At 74.1% G+C, this 20135-nt stretch carries 3 protein-coding genes; all 3 read right to left on the reverse strand.

Features of this window, described 5'->3' with window-relative positions:
- Positions 1-192: 192 nt before the first annotated feature.
- On the reverse strand, positions 193-1809 hold the full coding sequence (locus ACFYOB_RS14000) for an MFS transporter (protein WP_388559327.1): 1617 nt from the start codon (positions 1807-1809) through the stop codon (positions 193-195).
- A 168-nt stretch (positions 1810-1977) separates the two neighbouring features.
- The gene (locus ACFYOB_RS14005; RefSeq protein WP_388559330.1) at positions 1978-3585 is read right to left on the reverse strand and encodes an AMP-binding protein; all 1608 of its coding nucleotides are present in this window, start codon (positions 3583-3585) and stop codon (positions 1978-1980) included.
- A gap of 68 nt (positions 3586-3653) precedes the next feature.
- Positions 3654-20054 carry an SDR family NAD(P)-dependent oxidoreductase gene (locus ACFYOB_RS14010; protein ID WP_388559332.1) on the reverse strand — a complete coding sequence of 5467 codons (16401 nt, stop codon included), beginning with the start codon at positions 20052-20054 and terminating at the stop codon, positions 3654-3656.
- Positions 20055-20135: the final 81 nt, after the last annotated feature.

The raw sequence follows: 20135 nt of genomic DNA on the forward strand, positions 1-20135 counted from the left end.
TCGGCCACCGGACCCCAGATCGGACCCCAGCCCTACCCTTACGGCGGCCCCTGGCGCCCGGCGGCCGGCAAGGGGTTCCGGACGCGCTCCCCGGGCATGGCGAAGCCGCCCAGGACCGGCGGGGGTTCAGGTCCTGGGCGGCTGTCGGTGGGCCCTGTGGGAGGGCCTGTGGGGGTGTGGGGCGGCTGCGCCTCAGGCCGTGCCGGCGCCCGGCTGTCCGGCCCGCTCCACCGGGGCGGCCTGGGCGGCCAGTTCGGCTGCCCGCTGGTTGTCGGTCTGGACGGCGCGCAGCCCGATCAGGGCGAAGACGGCGGCTCCGGCCATGACGACCGCGCCGGCCACCGAGGCTGCGTGCACCTCGGTCGTGAACGCGGCGCGGGCCGCCTCGATCAGGTTGGCCGAGGCCTCGCCCGAGAGCTTGCCGGCGGTCGCCAGGGCTCCGCCGATGGTCTCGCGGGCCGGGTCCAGCGCCTCGGCGGGCACCCCGGCCGGGGCGTCCAGTTCGGAGCTGTTGCGGTAGACGGCGGCGCCGATGCTGCCGAGGACGGCGACACCGAGGGCGCCGCCGAGCTCCTGGCCGGTCTGGAGCAGGGCGGAGGCGGTACCGGCTCGCTCCGGCGGCACCTGGCCGACGACGAGCTCGGTGACCAGGGTGAGGACCGGGGTGAGCCCGACGGCGAGCGCGATGATGCCGATCAGGATCAGGACCAGGCCGTCCTCGGCGGGCACCTGGGTGAGCATCAGGAGCGCGAGGGTGGCGATGGTGAACCCGGCGCCGATGATGTGGGCGGGCTTGACGGTGCGCACGAGCACGGTGGCGACGGGGACGACGGCGCCCACGGCGAGGGTGCCGGGGATGGTCCACAGCGCGGACTTCAGCGCGGTCATGCCGAGGACCGACTGCATGTACTGGGTGCTGAAGAGCGAGTAGCCGACCAGGGTGAAGCAGGCGAGCATGTTGACGGTCACCGAGGCGCCGAACGCGCGGTTGCGGAACAGCGAGATGTCGATCATCGGGTCGGAGCTGGTGCGCTGACGCCGCAGGAACAGCGGGACGATGGCCAGGCCGACCGCGATGGCGACGACGTGGGTGACGGAGAAGCCGTCCACGGCGATCTTCTTGAAGCCGTAGATGACCGGCAGCACGATGGCGAGCGAGAGCGCGGCGCTGATCAGGTCGAACTTCCCGGCCGCGGCGTCCTTGAACTCCGGCAGCAGGAACGGCGCCGTCACCAGCAGGAGCAGCATCACGGGGACGTTGATGAGGAAGACCGAGCCCCACCAGAAGCCGGTGAGGAGCGCGCCGCTGACCACGGGGCCCAGCGCCGCGCCGGCGGCCATGCCGGTGGACCACACCGCGACGGCGGTACGCCGCTGGGTCTGGTCGCGGAACAGGTTGCGGATCAGCGCCAGGGTGGAGGGCATGAGGGTCGCCCCGCCGATGCCCTGCAGGGCCCGGGCGATGATGATCATCTCGGGGTTGGAGGCGTAGGCGGCGAGCAAGGAGCCGCCGCCGAAGACCACGGCACCGATCAGCAGGAGGCGGCGGCGGCCGATGCGGTCGCCGAGCGCACCCATGGTGAGGAGGACTCCGGAGAGGACGAAGCCGTAGATGTCGATCATCCACAGCTGCTCGCTGCCGGACGGCTTCAGGTCCTCGCTGATGGAGGGGATCGCGAAGTAGAGGACCGTCAGGTCCATGGAGACGAGCAGCACGGGCAGGAGCAGAACGCCGAGGGCGATCCATTCCTTACGGCCCGCTTTAACCTCCGGTCCGGTGTTGTCGTTCTCGCTCAGGGAGCTGGTCATGGGGGCTGTCCAATGCTGTCGGGACGGGGCGTACGTATCAGTGAACGGAAAGCGGGGATGTGGGGGGAGCGTCCGGACGCGAACAGGGGTCAGGACAGGGGTCGGAACAGGGGTCGGAACAGGGGTCCGTGCAGGGGGCGGAACAGGGGGTGGGGCCGGGCTGGGGGGTCAGCCCTCCTCGGCGGCGCGCGCCGCCAGGGCCCTGCGGTCGGTCTTGCCGTTGGGGGTGAGCGGCAGGCCGGGGATCAGGCCGACCTTCCGCGGAACCATGTACTCGGGCAGTGTCTGCTTGCAGAACGCGCTGATCACGAGGGGGTCCGCGGTGAATCCGCGGGCCGGGACGACGTACGCGTACAGCTCGGGGTCGTCGCCCTGCCGCGGCCGCACCACCGCCGCGGCCGCTTCGACGCCCGGGAACTCCAGGAGCCGGCGCTCGATCTCCCCCAGCTCCACCCGGTTGCCGCGGATCTTGACCTGGAGGTCGGACCGGCCGACGAAGTACAGCTCACCACTCTCGCCTCGGTATGCCAAGTCATTTGACTTGTAAACGAGTTGGCCGGACCTGGGGTTGAGCGGATCGGGCACCAGGACGGCGCGGGTGGCCTCCGGATCGTCCCAGTAACCGGTGAAGAGCGACGGTCCGCGCAGGTGGATCTCGCCCACCGCTCCCGGCTCCTCGACGGGCCTGCCGTCCTCGTCGATCAGCAGCATCTCGGCGCCGGGGTAGGCGAATCCGATGGACAGCTTGTCGGCGCCCTCGGGCAGCGGGTTCGGCACGTCGGTGAGGGAGAAGGCCATCGCCTCGGTGGGGCCGAAGCAGTTCACCACGCGGGTCTGCGGCAACAGGCTCTGCAACTGGCGCAGTTCCGGCAGCGGGAAGGCCTCGCCGGAGAAGAGCACCCCGCGCAGCTGGCCGGCCAGCGCGGCCAGCCCCTTGGCCTCGTGGCGCAGTACGGGCCGCCAGATGGACGGCACGCCGTCCACCTGCGTGGCGCCGGTCTCGGTGAGGAAGCGCAACAGCCTGCGCGGCCAGTGCATCAGCTCGCGCGGTACGGGGATCAGCTGCGCGCCCGAGCCGAGCGCGAGCCCGATGTCCAGCAGCGCGAAGTCGAACTGGAGCGGCGAGGTGGTGGCGAGCCGGTCCTCGGCCGTGACGATGGAGTGCTGGAGCATGCCCCGGTAGAAGGAGAGCACTCCGCGGTGGCTCATGACCACGCCCTTGGGGCGCCCCGTGGTTCCCGAGGTGAAGATCATGTACGCGGCGTCCGTGCCGACCGCCTCGCGCCGGTGCCGGGTACGGGGCGCGGGAGCCCGCTCGACGGTGATGCCGTCCGGGCCGAACCGGGCGGTGCCGATGGACTGCGGAACCTCCTCGCGCTTGCCGTCCGCCGTCTGGAGGTGCAGGGCGGGCTCGGCGGTGGCGGCGATGGCCAGCAGCCGCGGGGTGGGGACCTCCGGGCTCACCGGGATGAAGGTGAGCCCGAGCATCGAGCAGGCGAGGAGCACGGCCACGGCGGCGGCGGAGTTGTCCGACTCCAGGATCACCCGGTCGCCGATGTCGAGGCCGAGCGAGTCCAGGGTGAGCGCGTAGTCGTGGGCCCTGCGCTCCAGCTGCCGGTAGGTCAGGACGCGTGCGGAGCCGTCCGGGCCGGCCTCCCAGGCGGCGGGGCTGTCCGGTGCGGTCCTGGCCGCCGCCAGCATGAACTCGTGGATGCGTGTCGCCGGTCCGTGGACCGCCGCCGGTCCGGCTGCCGGGCGTACCGTGCTCAGGCTCACCGTCGTGCCACCTCTCCTCGTCCCGTTCGGTTCGGTCGTCTCGTTCGGTTCGGTCGTCGTCCGGCTCATCAGGAGATCCGCTCCTTGAGGTCCGTCAGCCAGCGGTCGATGACCGGGGCCGTCGTGTCGACGTGCTGCTCGACGATGGTGAAGTGCGTGCCGGGCACGGTCGCCACGGTGTCCGCGCCGTCCCAGTCGGCCTGCCAGTCGGCGTCGGGCGCGATCTCCGCGTCCTCCCCCATCTCGAAGAGGTCCCCGGCCCGGACGAAGAGCACCGGCGCCTCGATGGCGTCCTGCCGGAACTGCGGCAGGAGCTCCACGTACCGCCCCATCGCGGAGAGTTCGGCGCTGCTGAAGTTGCCGAGGGTGGCCGCCTTGCCGGGGACGGCGAAGGCCATCTGGTCGAAGATCGCGTCGTTGGTCTCGCCCATGTAGTAGGTGTCCAGCAGGACCAGCCCGGCGGGCCGCACCCCGTGCACCCGCTCCAGGCGGGCCACGGTGGCGTGGGCGAGCAGGCCGCCCGAGGAAAAGCCGAGCAGGGCGAACGGCTCCCCGCCCGCGGTGCGCAGCACGGCTTCGGCGAGGACGTCCACCGCCGCCTCGAACGACTCCGGCAGTGCCTCCCCGCGTCCGAATCCGGGGGTGGGGATACCGGAGACGGGCATCGAGAGCCGGGCCGCGAGCCGCGCGTGCTGGTGCACTCCGCCCGCCACGGTCGGCGTGCTGAGGCAGATCAGCCGGGGCGCCTTCGCGTCCTCGCCCTGCGGCCGGGAGCGGGCCCCGTAGGACACCGCCGCGGGCAGTTCCGCCAGGTCGGCCGCCGAGCCGAAGGCGGGCCGCAGCGCGGCCACGGACCGCAGCATCGCCAGGCCGGGCTGGAGGTTCCCCGACATGATCGCGTCGAGGAACAGCCCGTACAGCGTGTCGTCGAGCCGGTCGTCGGCCTGCGCCGACGGCGCGTCGGCCTGCCCGGGCTCCCCGGGGGCGGCGCCCAGCCGCTCGGCGACGAGCCGGGCCAAGGCCAGCGGGTTCTTGCTGTCGAAGACCACCATGGCCGGCAGGGAGAGTCCGGACGCCGCGTTCAGCCGGTTGCGCAGTTCGACCGCCGTCAGCGAGTCGAATCCGGCTTCCAGGAAGCCCGCCTCGGCGTCGACCGCGCTCGCGTCGACGTGTCCGAGGACCTCGGCGGCGTGGGTGAGCACCGCTTCGAGTACGGCCTTCTCGCGCTCGGCGCCGCCGAGCGCACGGACCTTCTCGCGCAGCGCACCGGCCTCGGCGGCTCCGGCCGCGGCGCCGGCCCGGCGCCGCGCGGCGGGTGCCAGGCCCCGCAGCAGCGCGGGCACCTCGTCGGTACGGGACCGCAGGGCTCCCAGGTCGACCCGCAGCGGTACGAGGGCGGGGGCGTCGGCCGCGACCGCCGCGTCGAAGAGCCACAGGCCCTCCTCCTCGGACAGGGCGGGCGTTCCGCTGCGCCTCATCCGCTGGAGGTCGGCCTCGCCGAGCCACTGGCTCAGCCCGGTCTCGGTGTCCCACAGGCCGAAGGCCATCGAGGTGGCCGCGAGCCCCTGCGAGCGGCGGTGGGCCGCGAGCCCGTCGAGGAAGACGTTCGCCGCCGCGTAGTTGCCCTGTCCGGCGGCCATGACCAGGCCGCCGGCCGAGGAGAACAGCGCGAACGCGGCAAGTTCGTGACCGGCCGTCAGTTCGTGCAGGTGCCAGGCCGCGTCCGCCTTGGCGGACAGTACGGTGTCCACCTGCTCCGGGGTGAGCGCCCCCACCAGGCCGTTGTGCGCCACACCGGCGGCGTGGACGATCCCGCGCAGCGGATGCGCCGGGTCGATGCCGTCGATCAGGGCGGCCACGGCGGCGCGGTCGGACACGTCGCAGGCGGCGATGTCCACCTGGGCTCCGAGCGCGGCCAGTTCCTCGCGCAGCCCGGCCGCGCCCGGCGCGGCCGGTCCCCGCCGGCTGGTCAGCAGCAGGTGGCGTACTCCGTGCGCGGTCACGAGGTGCTTGGCGACGAGCGCCCCCAGGCCTCCCGTTCCGCCGGTGATCAGGACGGTTCCCCCGGCGTCCCAGGGCGTGTCGCCGCCTGCCGCCGCGGACCGGGTGAGGCGCGGCGCGAGGACCTTGCCCTGCCGGATCGCGAGCTCCGGCTCGCCCGAGGCGAGCGCGGCGGCCAGCGCCTTCGGGGACACCTCGGCCTCCTCCAGGTCGAGCAGTACGAACCGGCCGGGGTTCTCCGCCTGCGCGGCCCGCACCAGCCCCCAGACGGGGGCCTGCCGTACGTCGACCTGGTCGCCGTCGGCCACGGCCGCCGCGGCCCGGGTGACCAGGACCAGCCGCGACTGTGCGAACGCGGGCTCGGCCAGCCAGTGCTGTACGGCGGCGAGCGCCGCGGCGACCGCGGTCCGCACCCCGGCGGGGACGTCCTCCTCACGGCCCGCGCCGGGCCCGGTCGCGAGGACCGGCAGCAGCACGGTGTCCGGCACGTCTCCCTGCGCGCCCAGCGCGTCGAGTCCGGGGGCCGCCGGAACGCCGGCGATCTCCAGGCCGGGGCCCGCGACCGTCCACGCTCCGCGCGGTCCGGAACCTCCACCGACCGGCTGCCAGTCGACGGCCAGGAGCGCGTCGCGGAAGCCGCCGACGGGCAGCTGCGCGGCGGCTACCGGACGCAGCTGCAGAGCGGCCACCGAGGCCACCGGGGCTCCGGCCGGGTCGGCGAGGTCGATGCGTACGGCGTTGCGCTGCCCCTCGACGGGCGCGAGGCGGACCCGTACGGCGGTCGCGGACGCGGCGTGCAGGGTGACGCCCGCCCACGAGAAGGGGAGCAGCGCGACCCCCTCGTCCCCCTCGGCGCCGAGCCCGCCGAAGCCGAGCGCGTGCATCGAGGCGTCGAGCAGCGCCGGGTGGAGCCCGAACCGTCCGGCGTCGGCGTGCGCCTGCTCGGGCAGCTCGATCTCGGCGTACAGGGCGTCGCCCAGCCGCCAGGCGGCGGTCAGGCCCTGGAAGACAGGGCCGTAGCCGAAGCCTCGTTCCTGGAGCCGGTCGTACAGTTCGGCGGCGTCCAGCTCGGCCGCGCCGGTGGGCGGCCACGTGGTGAGGCCGTCGCCGGGCCCGGTGGCGCCGGGGGCGAGGAAGCCGTCGGCGTGCCGGGTCCACGGCTCGTCGGGCCTGTTCTCCGGGCGCGAGTAGACCTGCACGGTGCGCCGGGCCCGGGCGTCAGGTTCGCCCACGACGACCTGGACGGCGACGCCTCCGCGCTCCGGCAGCACGAGCGGGGCCTGGAGGGTGAGTTCTTCCAGGAGGTCGCAGCCGACGTGGTCGCCGGCCTGCAGCGCGAGCTCCACGAAGCCCGTGCCGGGGAGCAGGACGCTGCCGTGCACGGCGTGGTCGGCGACCCACGGCTGGGCGTCCGGCGAGATCCTCGCCGTGAAGGTCACCGCGTCGGAGTCGGGGGACGGCAGGACGGCCGCGAGCAGCGGGTGGTCCAGGGCGTCCTGGCCGACGGCGACGGCATCGGTGGCCGGCTTGGCGGCGTCGACCCAGTAGCGGGTGCGCTGGAAGGGGTAGGTGGGCAGGTCGACTCGCTGGGCGCCGGTGCCGGCGTAGTACGCCTCCCAGTCGACGCGTACCCCGGCCACGTGCAGCTGCGCGAGGGCGGTGACGAGCGACTCGGGCTCCGGTCGGTCCTTGCGCAGAGCGGCCGCCGAGACGGCCTGCTCGGCGTCGAGTACCTGCTGGGCGAGACCGGTGAGGACACCGCCGGGCCCGATCTCCAGGAAGCGGGTGACGCCTTCCTGCTCCAGTGTGCGCACGGCGTCGGCGAAGCGGACGGCCTCACGGACCTGCCCGACCCAGTACTCGGGCGACCGCCAGTCCGCGCCGCAACGCTCACCCGTCACCGTCGAGACGGCCGCGACCCGCGGCTCCCCGTACGCCAGCTCCCCGGCGACGGCCCGGAACTCCTCCAGCATCGGATCCATCAGTGACGAGTGGAACGCGTGCGACACCGACAGCCGGCTGGTCTTGCGACCCGCCGCCTCGAAATGCGCACCGAGCGCGAGGACCGCAGCCTCCACACCCGAAACGACCACGGATTCGGGCCCGTTGACCGCCGCGATACCGACGCCATCGGTCAGCAGCGGCAGCACCTCCTCCTCGGTGGCCTGCACGGCCAGCATCGCGCCACCGGCGGGCAGTGCCTGCATCAGACGGCCACGCGCCACCACCAGCCGGGCCGCGTCCGCCAGCGACAGCACCCCGGCGACATGCGCGGCCGCCAGCTCACCGATCGAATGCCCGGCCACCACGTCAGGCTTCACACCCCACGCCTCGACCAGCCGGAACAGGGCCACTTCGAGGGCGAACAGGGCGGGCTGGGTGACCGCGGTCGCGTTCAGCGCCTCCGCGTCCTCACCCCACACCACCTCACGCAGCGGCCGCCCCAGGTGCCCGTCGATCTCCGCACACACCGCGTCGAACGCCTCGGCGAACACCGGGAAGGACTCGTACAACTCCCGCCCCATCCCCAGCCGCTGCGCACCCTGCCCCGTGAACAGGAACGCCGTCTTTCCCGAGCGGCGCGCCAGGTCCCGGACCACCGCGGGTGCGTTGCGGCCCTGGGCCAGCGCGGTCAGGCCGCGCAGCAGCTCCGAGTGCTCCGTTCCCACGACCACCGCCCGGTGGGCGAACGCGGTGCGCGAGGAGACCAGTGAGAGGCCGATGTCCGTCGAGTCGCTCTCCGGCAGGTCAGTGACCCGCTCCAGCAGGCGCTCGGCCTGGGCTGCCAGGGCCTGCGGGGTCTTGGCCGACAGCACCCAGGGCAGGGCCGGGAGCCCGGCCCGTTCGGCCTGCGCCTCGGCGCCTTCCGGCGCCTCCTCGACGATGACGTGGGCGTTCGTCCCGCTGATGCCGAAGGAGGAGACGGCGGCCCGGCGGGGCCGGTCCGTGGTCTGCCATTCCCGGGCCTCGGTGAGCAGTTCCACGCTCCCCGCCGCCCAGTCCACCTGGTCGGACGGCGCGTCCACGTGCAGGGTCTTCGGCAGGGTCCCGTGGCGCATGGCCATGACCATCTTGATGATGCCCGCGACGCCCGCGGATGCCTGGGTGTGGCCCATATTGGACTTGATGGAGCCCAGGTAGAGGGGCTGGCCCTCGGGTCGGTCCTGGCCGTACGTCGCCAGCAGCGCCTGCGCTTCGATCGGGTCGCCCAGGGTCGTACCGGTGCCGTGCGCCTCCACCGCGTCGACCTCGGCCGCCGAAAGACCGGCGTTGGCCAGGGCCTGGCGGATCACCCGCTGCTGCGAGGGACCGTTCGGCGCGGTCAGACCGTTCGACGCGCCGTCCTGGTTCAGGGCGGACCCGCGGACGACGGCGACCACCGGGTGGCCGGCCCGCCGCGCGTCGGAGAGCCGCTCCAGGAGCAGGACGCCCGCGCCCTCACCCCAGGCGACACCGTCGGCCGAGGCGGCGAAGGACTTGGACCGGCCGTCGGGGGCGAGCCCCCGCTGCCGGCTGAACTCCACGAACATGCCCGGTGTGCCCATGACGGCGACACCGCCGGCCAGGGCGAGGGAGCACTCCCCCGACCTCAGCGCCTGCGCCGCCATGTGCAGCGCGACCAGCGACGACGAGCACGCCGTGTCCACGGTGACCGAGGGGCCTTCGAGGCCGAGCGTGTACGACGTACGGCCGGAGACGAGGCTGCCGCCGCTGCTGGCCGCGGCCTCCACGCCGAGGGCGTAGTCGTGGTACATCACACCGGCGAACACACCGGTCGAACTGCCCTTGAGGGCCGCCGGGTCGATGCCGGCCCGCTCGATCGCCTCCCAGGACACCTCCAGCAGCAGCCGCTGCTGCGGGTCCATCATCAGCGCCTCGTTCGGGCTGATCCCGAAGAACACCGGGTCGAACTCGGCGGCGTCGTAGAGGAATCCGCCTTCACGGGCGTACGTCCGGCCGGGCGTGCCCGGCTCCGGGTCGTAGACCTCCGGGTCCCAGCCCCGGTCGGCCGGGAACCCGCCGATGGCGTCCACGCCGCCGGCCACGAGTTCCCACAGCTCCTCCGGAGTGGTCACCCCGCCCGGGTAGCGGCAGCCCATCCCCACGATCACGATCGGGTCGTCCACGTCCGGTGCGCCGGAGACGGCCGGCACGGCGCGGGTGGGTACGGGTGCGGCGTGGCCCCGGCCGGCCACCTCGGCGCCGATGTGGGCGGCCACGGACTGCGCGGTCGGGTAGTCGAAGATCAGCGTGGCGGGCAGCCGCAGCCCGGTCGCCGAGCCGAGCCGGTTGCGCAGCTCCACGGCGGCGAGCGAGTCGAAGCCCAGCTCGCTGAAGGCCCGCTCGGGCTCGATCGCGTCCGGCGAGGCGTGACCGAGGACACCGGCGACCTGGCCGCGTACGAGGTCCAGGAGCGCCGCGGCCCGCCCGTCGGCGTCCAGTCCGGCCAGCCGTGCGAGGAGCCCGTCGCCGCCGTCCGCGGACTGCGCGGCCCGGCGCACCGGGACGCGTACGAGGCCACGGAGAAGGGCTGGAAGCTCTTCGGCCCGGCCGCGCAGGACGTTGGTGTCGATCCGCAGGGGGACGAGGGCGGGCTGTCCCGAGCGCAGGGAGAGGCTGAACAGCGCCAGGCCCTCGGCCTGGGAGAGGGCGGGCAGGCCCTGGGCCGCCATGCGCTCCTCGGCCAGGTCCAGCATGGTGGTCATGCCGGTGTTGACGCCCCAGAGGCCGAAGGCCATCGCGGTGGCCGCCAGCCCCTCGGCGCGGCGGTGAGCGGCGAGCGCGTCGAGGAAGACGTTGGCGGCCGCGTAGTTGCCCTGGCCGGCCGCCAGCACCAGGCCGCCGGCGGAGGAGAACATGACGAACGCCGACAGCTCCAGGTGCCGGGTCAGCTCGTGCAGGTGCCAGGCCGCGTCCGCCTTCGGGCGCAGGACGGCGTCCATGCGCTCGGGGGTGAGGGCTCCGATGACGCCGTTGTCGGCGACTCCGGCCACGTGGACCACGCCCGTCAGGGGGTGCGCCGGATCCACGCCGTCCAGAACCGCCTTGAGCGCGTCCCGGTCCGCCACGTCGCACGCGGCGACGGCGACCGAGGCACCCGCCCCGGTGAGATCCGCCAGCAGTCCGTCGACGCCGGGCGTGTCCGCGCCCCGCCTGCCCAGGAGCAGCAGGTGCCGTACCCCGTGCTCGGCCACCAGGTGGCGGGCCACCAGGGCGCCCAGGCCGCCCGTACCGCCCGTGATCACGACGGTTCCGGCCGCGTCCCACACCGGCTCCGCGCCGTCGTCCACCGTCACCCTGGCCAGCCGCGGCACCGACACCTCACCGGCGCGTACGGCCGACTCGGGCTCACCCAGGGCAAGTACCCGGCCCAGCTCCACCGAGTCGTCGGTGTCGATCAGCACGAACCGGCCGGGGTTCTCCGCCTGCGCCGCGCGCACCAGACCCCACACCGGAGCCTGCCGCACATCGACGGCCTCACCGTCGCCCACGGCCACCGCTCCGCGCGTGACCAGGGCCAGCACCGCGCCCTCGGGACGTTCCTCGGCCAGCCAGTCCTGGACCGCCGCCAAGGCCCGGTCGGCCAGGTCGTGCACGGCGGCCGGGACGTCCGTGTCCGTCGGGTCGCACTCGAAGACGACCGTGCCGTCCGGCAGGCTCTGCGGTTCGGCCGAGGCCGGCACGGGCAGCGGGTTCCAGGCGATGCGGAAGAGGGAATCGGTTCCGCCCGCGTCGAGCTGCTCCGTGGAGACGGACCGGCCGACGACCGCGCCGACGGTGGCGACCGGAGCACCGGTGGCATCGGCCACCTGCAGCGAGAGGCTCTCCGGCGTGGGCTGGGTGATCCTCACCCGTACGGCGGAGGCTCCCGCCGCGTGCAGCGTGATGTCCTTCCAGACGAAGGGCAGTACGGTCTCGTCGCCGCCGGTGCCGTTCACCAGTGCCGCGTGCATGGCGGCGTCCAGGAGAGCGGGGTGGAGTCCGAACTCCGCGGCCTCGGCGTGCGACTGCTCCGGCAGCGCGACCTCGGCGTAGAGCACGTCGCCCTGCCGCCAGGCCGCCTTGAGGCCCTGGAACGTCGGACCGTAGCCGAAGCCGCGCTCGCGCAGGCCCTCGTACGCGCCGTCCAGGGGCAGTTCGTCCGCTCCCGCAGGCGGCCAGGCGGCCAGGTCGAAGCCGGGAGCTGCGGCGCGCGTGGCGAGCACGCCGTCGGCGTGCAGGGTCCACGGCAGGTCCGGCCGGTCCTCGGCACGCGAGTAGACGCTCACCGACCGCCGCCCGGAGGCGTCGGCCGCGCCGACGACCATCTGTACGGTCAGCGCGCCGCGCTCGGGGAGGATCAGCGGTGCCTGGAGTGCCAGCTCCTCCAGTACGTCGCAGCCCACCTGGTCGCCGGCGCGTACCGCCAGCTCCACGAAGCCGGTACCGGGCAGCAGGACGTTCCCCAGGACCTCGTGATCGGCGATCCAGGCGTGGGTGCTCGCGGACAGCCGGCCGGTGAAGGTCACCAGGTCGGTGTCCGGGGAGGGCAGGACCGCGCCGAGCAGCGGGTGCCCGGCATCGGTCAGGCCCGCGGTCGCCATGCTGCCGCTGCCGGCGCCGATCCACGAGTTGGCGAGGTACTCCTCGGTGCCGATCCAGTAGCGGGTGTGCTGGAAGGCGTACGTCGGCAGGTCGACGCGACGAGCCCCGGTACCGGCGTAGGACGCCGCCCAGTCCACGGCCGCGCCGTGGACGTGGAGCTCGGCGAGAGCCGTGATCAGCGCCTCGGGCTCGGGGCGGTTCTTGCGCACGGCCGCAACGAGCACGACGTCGTCCAGGCTCTGCGCGGCGAGGCCGGTCAGGATCCCGTCCGGACCGATCTCCAGGAACCGGGTCACACCCTGCTGCTCCAGCGCGAGCACCGCGTCGGCGAAGCGCACCGCCTCACGGACCTGCCCGACCCAGTACTCCGCCGACTGCCACGCCTCGGTCAGCTCACCCGAAACCGTGGACACGACCGGCACACGAGGAGCGCTGAAGGTCAACTCATCGGCAACAGCCCGGAACTCGTCCAGCATCGGGTCCATCAACGCCGAGTGGAACGCGTGCGACACCGACAGACGGCTGGTCTTGCGGCCGGCCGCCGCGAAGTGCTCACCCACGGCCAGCACCCCGGCCTCGACACCCGAGACCACCACCGACCGCGGACCGTTCACCGCCGCGATACCGACACCATCGGTCAGCAGCGGCAGCACCTCCTCCTCCGCGGCCTGCACGGCGAGCATCGCGCCACCCGTGGGCAGTGCCTGCATCAGACGGCCACGCGCCACAACCAGCCGCGCCGCATCCGCCAGCGACAGCACCCCGGCGACATGCGCAGCCGCCAGCTCACCGATCGAATGCCCGGCCACCACGTCAGGCTTCACACCCCACGCCTCGACCAGCCGGAACAACGCCACCTCAAGCGCGAACAGCGCGGGCTGGGTGACCGCGGTCGCGTTCAGCGCCTCCGCGTCCTCACCCCACACCACCTCACGCAGCGGCCGCCCCAGATGCGGGTCGATCTCCGCACACACCGCGTCGAAGGCCTCGGCGAACACCGGGCAGGACTCGTACAACTCCCGCCCCATGCCGAGGCGTTGTGCCCCCTGGCCGGTGAACAGGAACGCAGTCCGGCCACCGGACTGCGCCTGTCCGGCGACCACGCCGGGGTGGGCCTCGCCCGCCGCGAGGGCCGCGAGGGCGCTCTCGCGATCGCCCACCACCACGGCCCGGTGCTCCATCGTGCTGCGCGCCGCGGCCAGGGTGTGCCCGATGTCCTCAGGACGGTAAGCGTCCGCCACCGCGAGCAGCCGCTCGGCCTGGCCGGCCAGCGCCTTCGCGGACTTCGCCGACAGCACCCAGGGAGCCACGGGCGGTTCGCCACCGGTCTCCGCTTCGGCGGGCTGCGGGGCGGTGGGGACCTCTTCGACGATCACGTGGGCGTTGGTCCCGCTGATGCCGAAGGAGGAGACGGCGGCCCGGCGCGGACGGCCGTCGGCCTGCCATTCCCGGGCCTCGGTGAGCAGTTCCACCTCGCCCGCCGACCAGTCGATCTGGTCCGAGCGCTCCTCGGCGTGCAGGGTCGGCGGCAGCACACCGTGCCTCATCGCCATCACCATCTTGATGATGCCCGCGACACCCGCCGCGGCCTGCGTGTGACCCATGTTGGACTTGATGGAGCCCAGGTAGAGGGGCTGGCCCTCGGGTCGGTCCTGGCCGTACGTCGCCAGCAGCGCCTGCGCTTCGATCGGGTCGCCCAGGGTCGTCCCGGTGCCGTGCGCCTCCACCGCGTCGACCTCGGCCGCCGAGAGGCCCGCGTTGGCCAGGGCCTGGCGGATCACCCGCTGCTGCGACGGCCCGTTCGGCGCGGTCAGACCGTTCGACGCGCCGTCCTGGTTCAGCGCCGAACCGCGCACCGTCGCCAGGACCGGGTGCCCGTTGCGCCGGGCGTCCGAAAGCCGCTCCAGGAGCAGCATTCCGGCGCCCTCGCCCCAGCCCGTGCCGTTCGCGTTCACACCGAACGACTTGCACCGGCCGTCGGGGGCGAGGCCGCGCTGCCGGCTGAACTCGACGAAGACCTCGGGGGTGGCCATGACGGCGACGCCGCCGGCCAGGGCGAGATCGCACTCCCCCGACCTCAGCGCCTGCGCCGCCATGTGCAGCGCGACCAGCGACGACGAGCACGCCGTGTCCACGGTGACCGCCGGGCCCTCGAGGCCGAACACGTACGAGACGCGCCCGGAGGCGATGGCTCCGGTGCTGTTGTTGGCGGCGTAGTCGTGGTACATCATCCCGGCGTAGCAGCCGGTCATACTGCCGCGCAGGGTCTCCGCGTCGATCCCGGCGCGCTCGAACACCTCCCAGGCCGTCTCCAGCAGCAGGAACTGCTGCGGGTCCATGACGGCCGCCTCGTTGGGGCTGATCCCGAAGAAGGCCGGGTCGAACTCGCCCGCTTCGTGCAGGAAGCCGCCCTCGCGGGCGTAGCTGGTGTGGGGCCGCTCGGCGGTCGGATCGTAGATGCGGTCGAGGTCCCATCCGCGGTTGGCGGGGAAGCCGGAGACGGCGTCGACGCCGTCGGCGACCAGCTGCCACAGGTCCTCGGGGGTCCGTACGCCGCCGGGGTAGCGGCAGGCCATGGCGACGATCACGATCGGGTCGTCGTCGACGGCGCCGGACCGGACCACGGTGGCCGCGGGGCCCGACTGCCCGGTGGCTCCGTCGAGTTCGTCGAGGAGGTGGCGGGCGAGGGCGCGCGGGTTGGGGTAGTCGAAGGCGAGGGTGGCGGGCAGCCGGACGTCGGCGGCGGCGCTGACGGCGTTGCGGAACTCGACCGCGGTGAGCGAGTCGAAGCCGAGCTCGCTGAACGCCCGCGTCTCGTCGACCGCGTGCGCCCCCGGGTATCCGAGCGTGACGGCGACCTGCGTACGGACCAGGTCGAGCAGGACGGCCGTGCGCTCCTCCCGGTCCAGTCCGGCCAGTCGGCCCCGCAGGGCGCCGGCCGCCTCGGGGGCCGACACGGCGCTCCTGCGCGCCCGTACGCGAACCAGGCCGCGGAAGAGCGGCGGCAGGGCCTCGCCCGCCTCGGCGAGCGTGCGCACGTCGAGGCGGATGGGCACGACGAGAGGGTTGTCGACCGTCAGGGCGCGGTCGAAGAGGTCCACCCCGTACTCGGCGGTGAGCGCGCCGATGCCGGTGCGGCTCATCCGCTGGAGGTCGGCGTCGGTCAGGGAGCCGGACATGCCGCTCGCCCACAGGCCCCAGGCGAGGGACTGGGCGGGCAGGCCGTGGGCGCGCCGGTGGGTGGCGAGCCCGTCGAGCAGGGCGTTCGCCGCTCCGTAGTTGCCCTGTCCGGGCACGCCCAGGACGCCGGTCGCGGAGGAGAACAGCACGAAGGCCGACAGCTCCAGGCCCCGGGTCAGTTCGTGCAGGTGGAGCGCCGCGTCGGCCTTGGCGGCGAGTACGGTGTCCAGGCTCTGCGGGGTCAGCGAGGCGACGAGCGCGTCGTCGAGCACCCCGGCGAGGTGGACCACGCCGGTGAGCGGCACGCCGGTGATGAGCGCGGCGAGGGCGTCGCGGTCCCCCGCGTCGCAGGCGGCGACGGTGGCCTCGGCCCCGAGTCCGCGCAGTTCGGCGCGGAGTTCGACGGCTCCCGGGGCATCCGTACCGCGCCGGGAGACCAGCAGGAGGCTACGTACTCCATGGGCCTCGACCAGCTGCCGGGCCACCAGGCGGCCGAGGGCGCCGGTCGCGCCGGTGACCAGGACGGTGCCGTTTCCGAAGTCGGGCCGGACGCGCCGCTCGGGGTCGTCGGTGAGGCGGGCGAGGCGCGCGCCGTGCACGGTCGTGCCGCGTACGAGCGTCTGGGGCTCGTCGGCGGCCACCGCGGCGGCGGCCTCCCGCGTGTCAGCGAGGTCGGAGAGGTCCGTGAGGAGGAACCGGCCCGGGTTCTCGGCCTGCGCGGAACGCACCAGGCCCCACACGGCGGCACCGGCCAGGTCGGTGACGTCCTCGCCGGGCCGGGCCACGGCCCCGGAGGTCGCGACGAGCAGCCGCGAGGCGGCGTACCGCTCGTCGGCGAGCCAGCTCTGCAGGACGGCCAGCACCCTGGCGGTGGCGGCGCGCACCGACGCCGGGTCGGACCCGGGCAGCGAGCGCAGGACGACGGTCTCGGGTACGGGCCCGTCGGCGGGCAGGGTGTCCCAGTCGGCCGGTGCGGCCGCCGGGGCCGCGGGGGCGGGCAGCGCGGTCCAGTCGAGGGCGAAGAGGGATTCGTGGGCGACCGCGCGGGCGGCGGCGAGCTGCTCGGCGGAGACCTCGCGCAGGACCAGGGAGTCCACGGACAGCACCGGCCGGCCCGTCTCGTCGCCGACGGACAGGGCGATGGCGCCCGCGCCGTCGGGGGCGATCCGCACCCGCAGCCGGGTGGCGCCGGAGGCGTGCAGCCGCACTCCCGTCCAGACGAACGGCAGGACCGGGCCCTGGGCCCCGGCGAACAGGCCGGTGAAGACGGAGCCGTGCAGCGAGGCGTCCAGCAGCGCCGGGTGCAGGCCGAACGCGGCCGCGTCGGCGTGGGCCCGCTCCGGCAGTGCGACCTCGGCGTACACCTCGGTCCCGGCGGCCCAGGCTGCGCTGAGGCCGCGGAAGGCCGGGCCGTACGGGAGGCCGGCCTCGGCCAGCGCCTCGTACACGCCGTCCGTCTCGATCGGGGTGGCGGCGGCTGGCGGCCAGGTGCCCAGGCCGAGGGAGTCGAGGGCAGGGTCCGCGGCGGTGGCCAGGACGCCCGCCGCGTGCAGGGTCCACGGCTGGTCGGGCTGGTCGTCCCGGCGCGAGTGGACGCTGACCGGTCGGCGCCCGGAGCCGTCCGCGGCGCCGACCTCGACCTGGAGGGCGACCGCGCCGCGCTCGGGCAGGACCAGGGGCGCCTGGAGCATCAGCTCTTCGAGCAGTTCGCAGCCGACCTGGTCGCCCGCGCGCACGGCGAGCTCCACGAAGCCGGTGCCGGGGAAGACCACGGAGTCGCCGACGACGTGGTCGGCGAGCCAGGGCTGGGCCGATACGGAGACCCTGCCGGTCAGGACCACGCCGCCGGAATCGGCGAGGGAGACCACGGCGCCGAGCAGCGGGTGTCCGGCGGCGGCCAGGCCGGCTGCCGAGAGGTCGCCGAGGGCGCCGGTGCCCTCGACCCAGTAGCGGGTGCGCTGGAAGGCGTAGGTGGGCAGGTCGACGCGGCGGGCGCCGGTGCCGGCGTAGAGGGCCTCCCAGTCGACGGCCGTGCCGGAGGTGTAGAGCTGGGCCACGGCGGTGACCAGGGCCTCGGGCTCGGGGCGGCTGCGGCGCAGGGCCGGTACGAGGACCGCCTGCTCGAAGGCGGCGCTCTGCTGGGCGAGTCCGGTGAGGATGCCGTCGGGGCCGATCTCCAGGAAGCGGGTGACGCCCTCCTGTTCCAGGGCGCGGACGGAGTCGGCGAAGCGGACGGCCTCACGGACCTGGGAGACCCAGTAGTCCGGGGACTGCCAGCGGGCGCCGGGGCGGTCGCCGGTCACCGTGGACACGACTGCGATGCGCGGCTCCTCGTACGTCAGCTCCTGCGCGACGGCCCGGAAGGCGTCGAGCATCGGCTCCATGAGGGGCGAGTGGAAGGCATGCGAGACGGCGAGGCGGCTGGTCTTGCGTCCGGCCGCGGTGAAGTGTTCGCCGATCGCGAGGACGGCGGCTTCGGTTCCCGAGACGACCACGGATTCGGGGCCGTTGACGGCGGCGATGTCCACGCCGTCGGTGAGCAGCGGGAGGACTTCCTGCTCGGTTGCCTGGACGGCGAGCATCGCGCCGCCGGCGGGCAGGGCCTGCATCAGGCGCCCGCGGGCGACGACCAGCCGGGCCGCGTCGGCGAGGGACAGCACGCCCACGGCGTGGGCGGCGGCCAGCTCACCGATCGAATGCCCGGCGACCGCGTCGGGGGTGATGCCCCAGGCTTCCACCAGCCGGAACAGGGCCACTTCGAGGGCGAACAGGGCGGGCTGGGTGATCGCGGTCGCGTTCAGCGCCTCCGCGTCCTCACCCCACACCACCTCACGCAGCGAGCGCCCCAGATGCGGGTCGATCTCCGCGCACACGGCGTCGAAGGCCTCGGCGAACACCGGGAAGGACTCGTACAGCTCCCGTCCCATGCCGAGGCGTTGCGCGCCCTGACCGGTGAACAGGAACGCCGTCCGGCCCTTGGCCACCACCCCGCTCACCACACCCGGGTGCGGCTGCCCCTCGGCCAGCGCGGCGAGACCGGCGAGCGCGGCGTCCCGGCCGTCCGCCAGGACGACGGCGCGGTGGTCGAGCGCCGCGCGGCTCGTGGCGAGCGAGTAGGCCAGGTCCGCGGATCCGAGCTCCGGTGCGGCCGTGACGTGGGCGCGCACCCGGCCCGCCTGGGCGGCGAGCGCCTGGGCGTCGCGGCCGGAGACCGGCCAGGGCAGGACGGCGGGCAGCGGTACGACGACGGCGGCGGACGGCTCCTGCGGCGTCTCGGCGGGCCCGGCGGGCCCGGCCGGCTCCTCGGCGGGGGCTTCCTCCAGGATGACGTGGGCGTTGGTGCCGCTCACTCCGAACGCGGAGACGCCGGCCCGTCGCGGCCGGTCCTCGGCGCGCGCCCACTCACGGGATTCGGCCAGCAGCCGGACCTGGCCCGCGGTCCAGTCGACGTGGCTCGACGGTTCGTCGACGTGCAGGGTCTGTGGCAGCACTCCGTTGCGCAGGGCCATGACCATCTTGATGACGCTGCCGACACCGGCGGCGGCCTGCGCGTGCCCGAGGTTTGACTTGATGGAGCCCAGCCACAGCGGCTGTCCCTCGGGGCGGTCCTGCCCGTACGTGGCCAGCAGCGCCTGCGCCTCGATGGGGTCGCCCAGCGTCGTACCGGTGCCGTGCCCCTCGACGACGTCCACCTGTGTGGCCGGGATCCGGGCGTTGGCGAGCGCCTGGCGGATGACCCGCTGCTGGGCCCGGCCGTTGGGGGCGGTCAGGCCGTTGCTGGCGCCGTCCTGGTTGACGGCGCTGCCGCGCACGACGGCCAGCACGGGGTGGCCGCCCCGCCGCGCGTCCGCCAGCCGTTCGAGTACGAGCATGCCCGCGCCCTCGGACCATCCGGTGCCGTCGGCCGCCTCGGCGAAGGCCTTGCAGCGGCCGTCGGGGGCGAGGCCGCGCTGCCGGCTGAACGCGATGAACGGCGACGGGGTGGACATCACCATGACGCCGCCGGCGAGGGCCAGCGAGCATTCCCGCTGCCGCAGGGCCTGGGCGGCCAGGTGGAGGGAGACGAGGGAGGAGGAGCACGCCGTGTCGACGGTCACGGCGGGGCCTTCCAGCCCGAGCGTGTAGGAGATCCGGCCGGATATGACGGCGGCCGCGTTGGCCGTGGTCATGTAGGCCTCGGCGACCTCGCCCGCCGCGCCGATCAGGTACTCGTAGTCCTGGATCCCGGAGCCCGCGAACACGCCGACCGGCTTGCCGCGCAGGGACACCGGGTCGATGCCGGCCCTCTCGATCGCCTCCCAGGACACCTCCAGCAGCAGCCGCTGCTGCGGGTCCATGGTCAGCGCCTCGTTGGGGCTGATCCCGAAGAAGCCCGCGTCGAAGCCGGCGACGTCCTGGACGAAGCCGCCCTCGTGGACGTAGCTGCTGCCGGACTCGGTGCTCTCCTGCTCGTCGCCGCGGAGCCCGTCGAGGTCCCAGCCCCGGTCGGTGGGGAAGGTGGTGATGGCGTCCCGGCCCTCGGCCACGAGCTGCCACAGGTCGTCCGGGGTGCTGATGCCTCCGGGGTAGCGGCAGCTCATCGCCACGATGGCGATGGGCTCGTGGTCCTGGTTCTCGACCTCCTGAAGCCTGCGGCGGGTCTGGTGCAGATCCGCCGTGACCCGCTTGAGGTAGTCGAGAAGCCTTGCGTCGTCATTGGACATCTTGGTCCCACCGAGTCCTTGTTCATGCCGTGAGGTCGAGTCGGGTCGCAGTTCGCGGGTCGCGTGTCGGGCCGCGGATCG

The sequence above is a fragment of the Streptomyces sp. NPDC006463 genome, assembly GCF_042870715.1.
Taxonomy (GTDB): Bacteria; Actinomycetota; Actinomycetes; order Streptomycetales; family Streptomycetaceae; genus Streptomyces.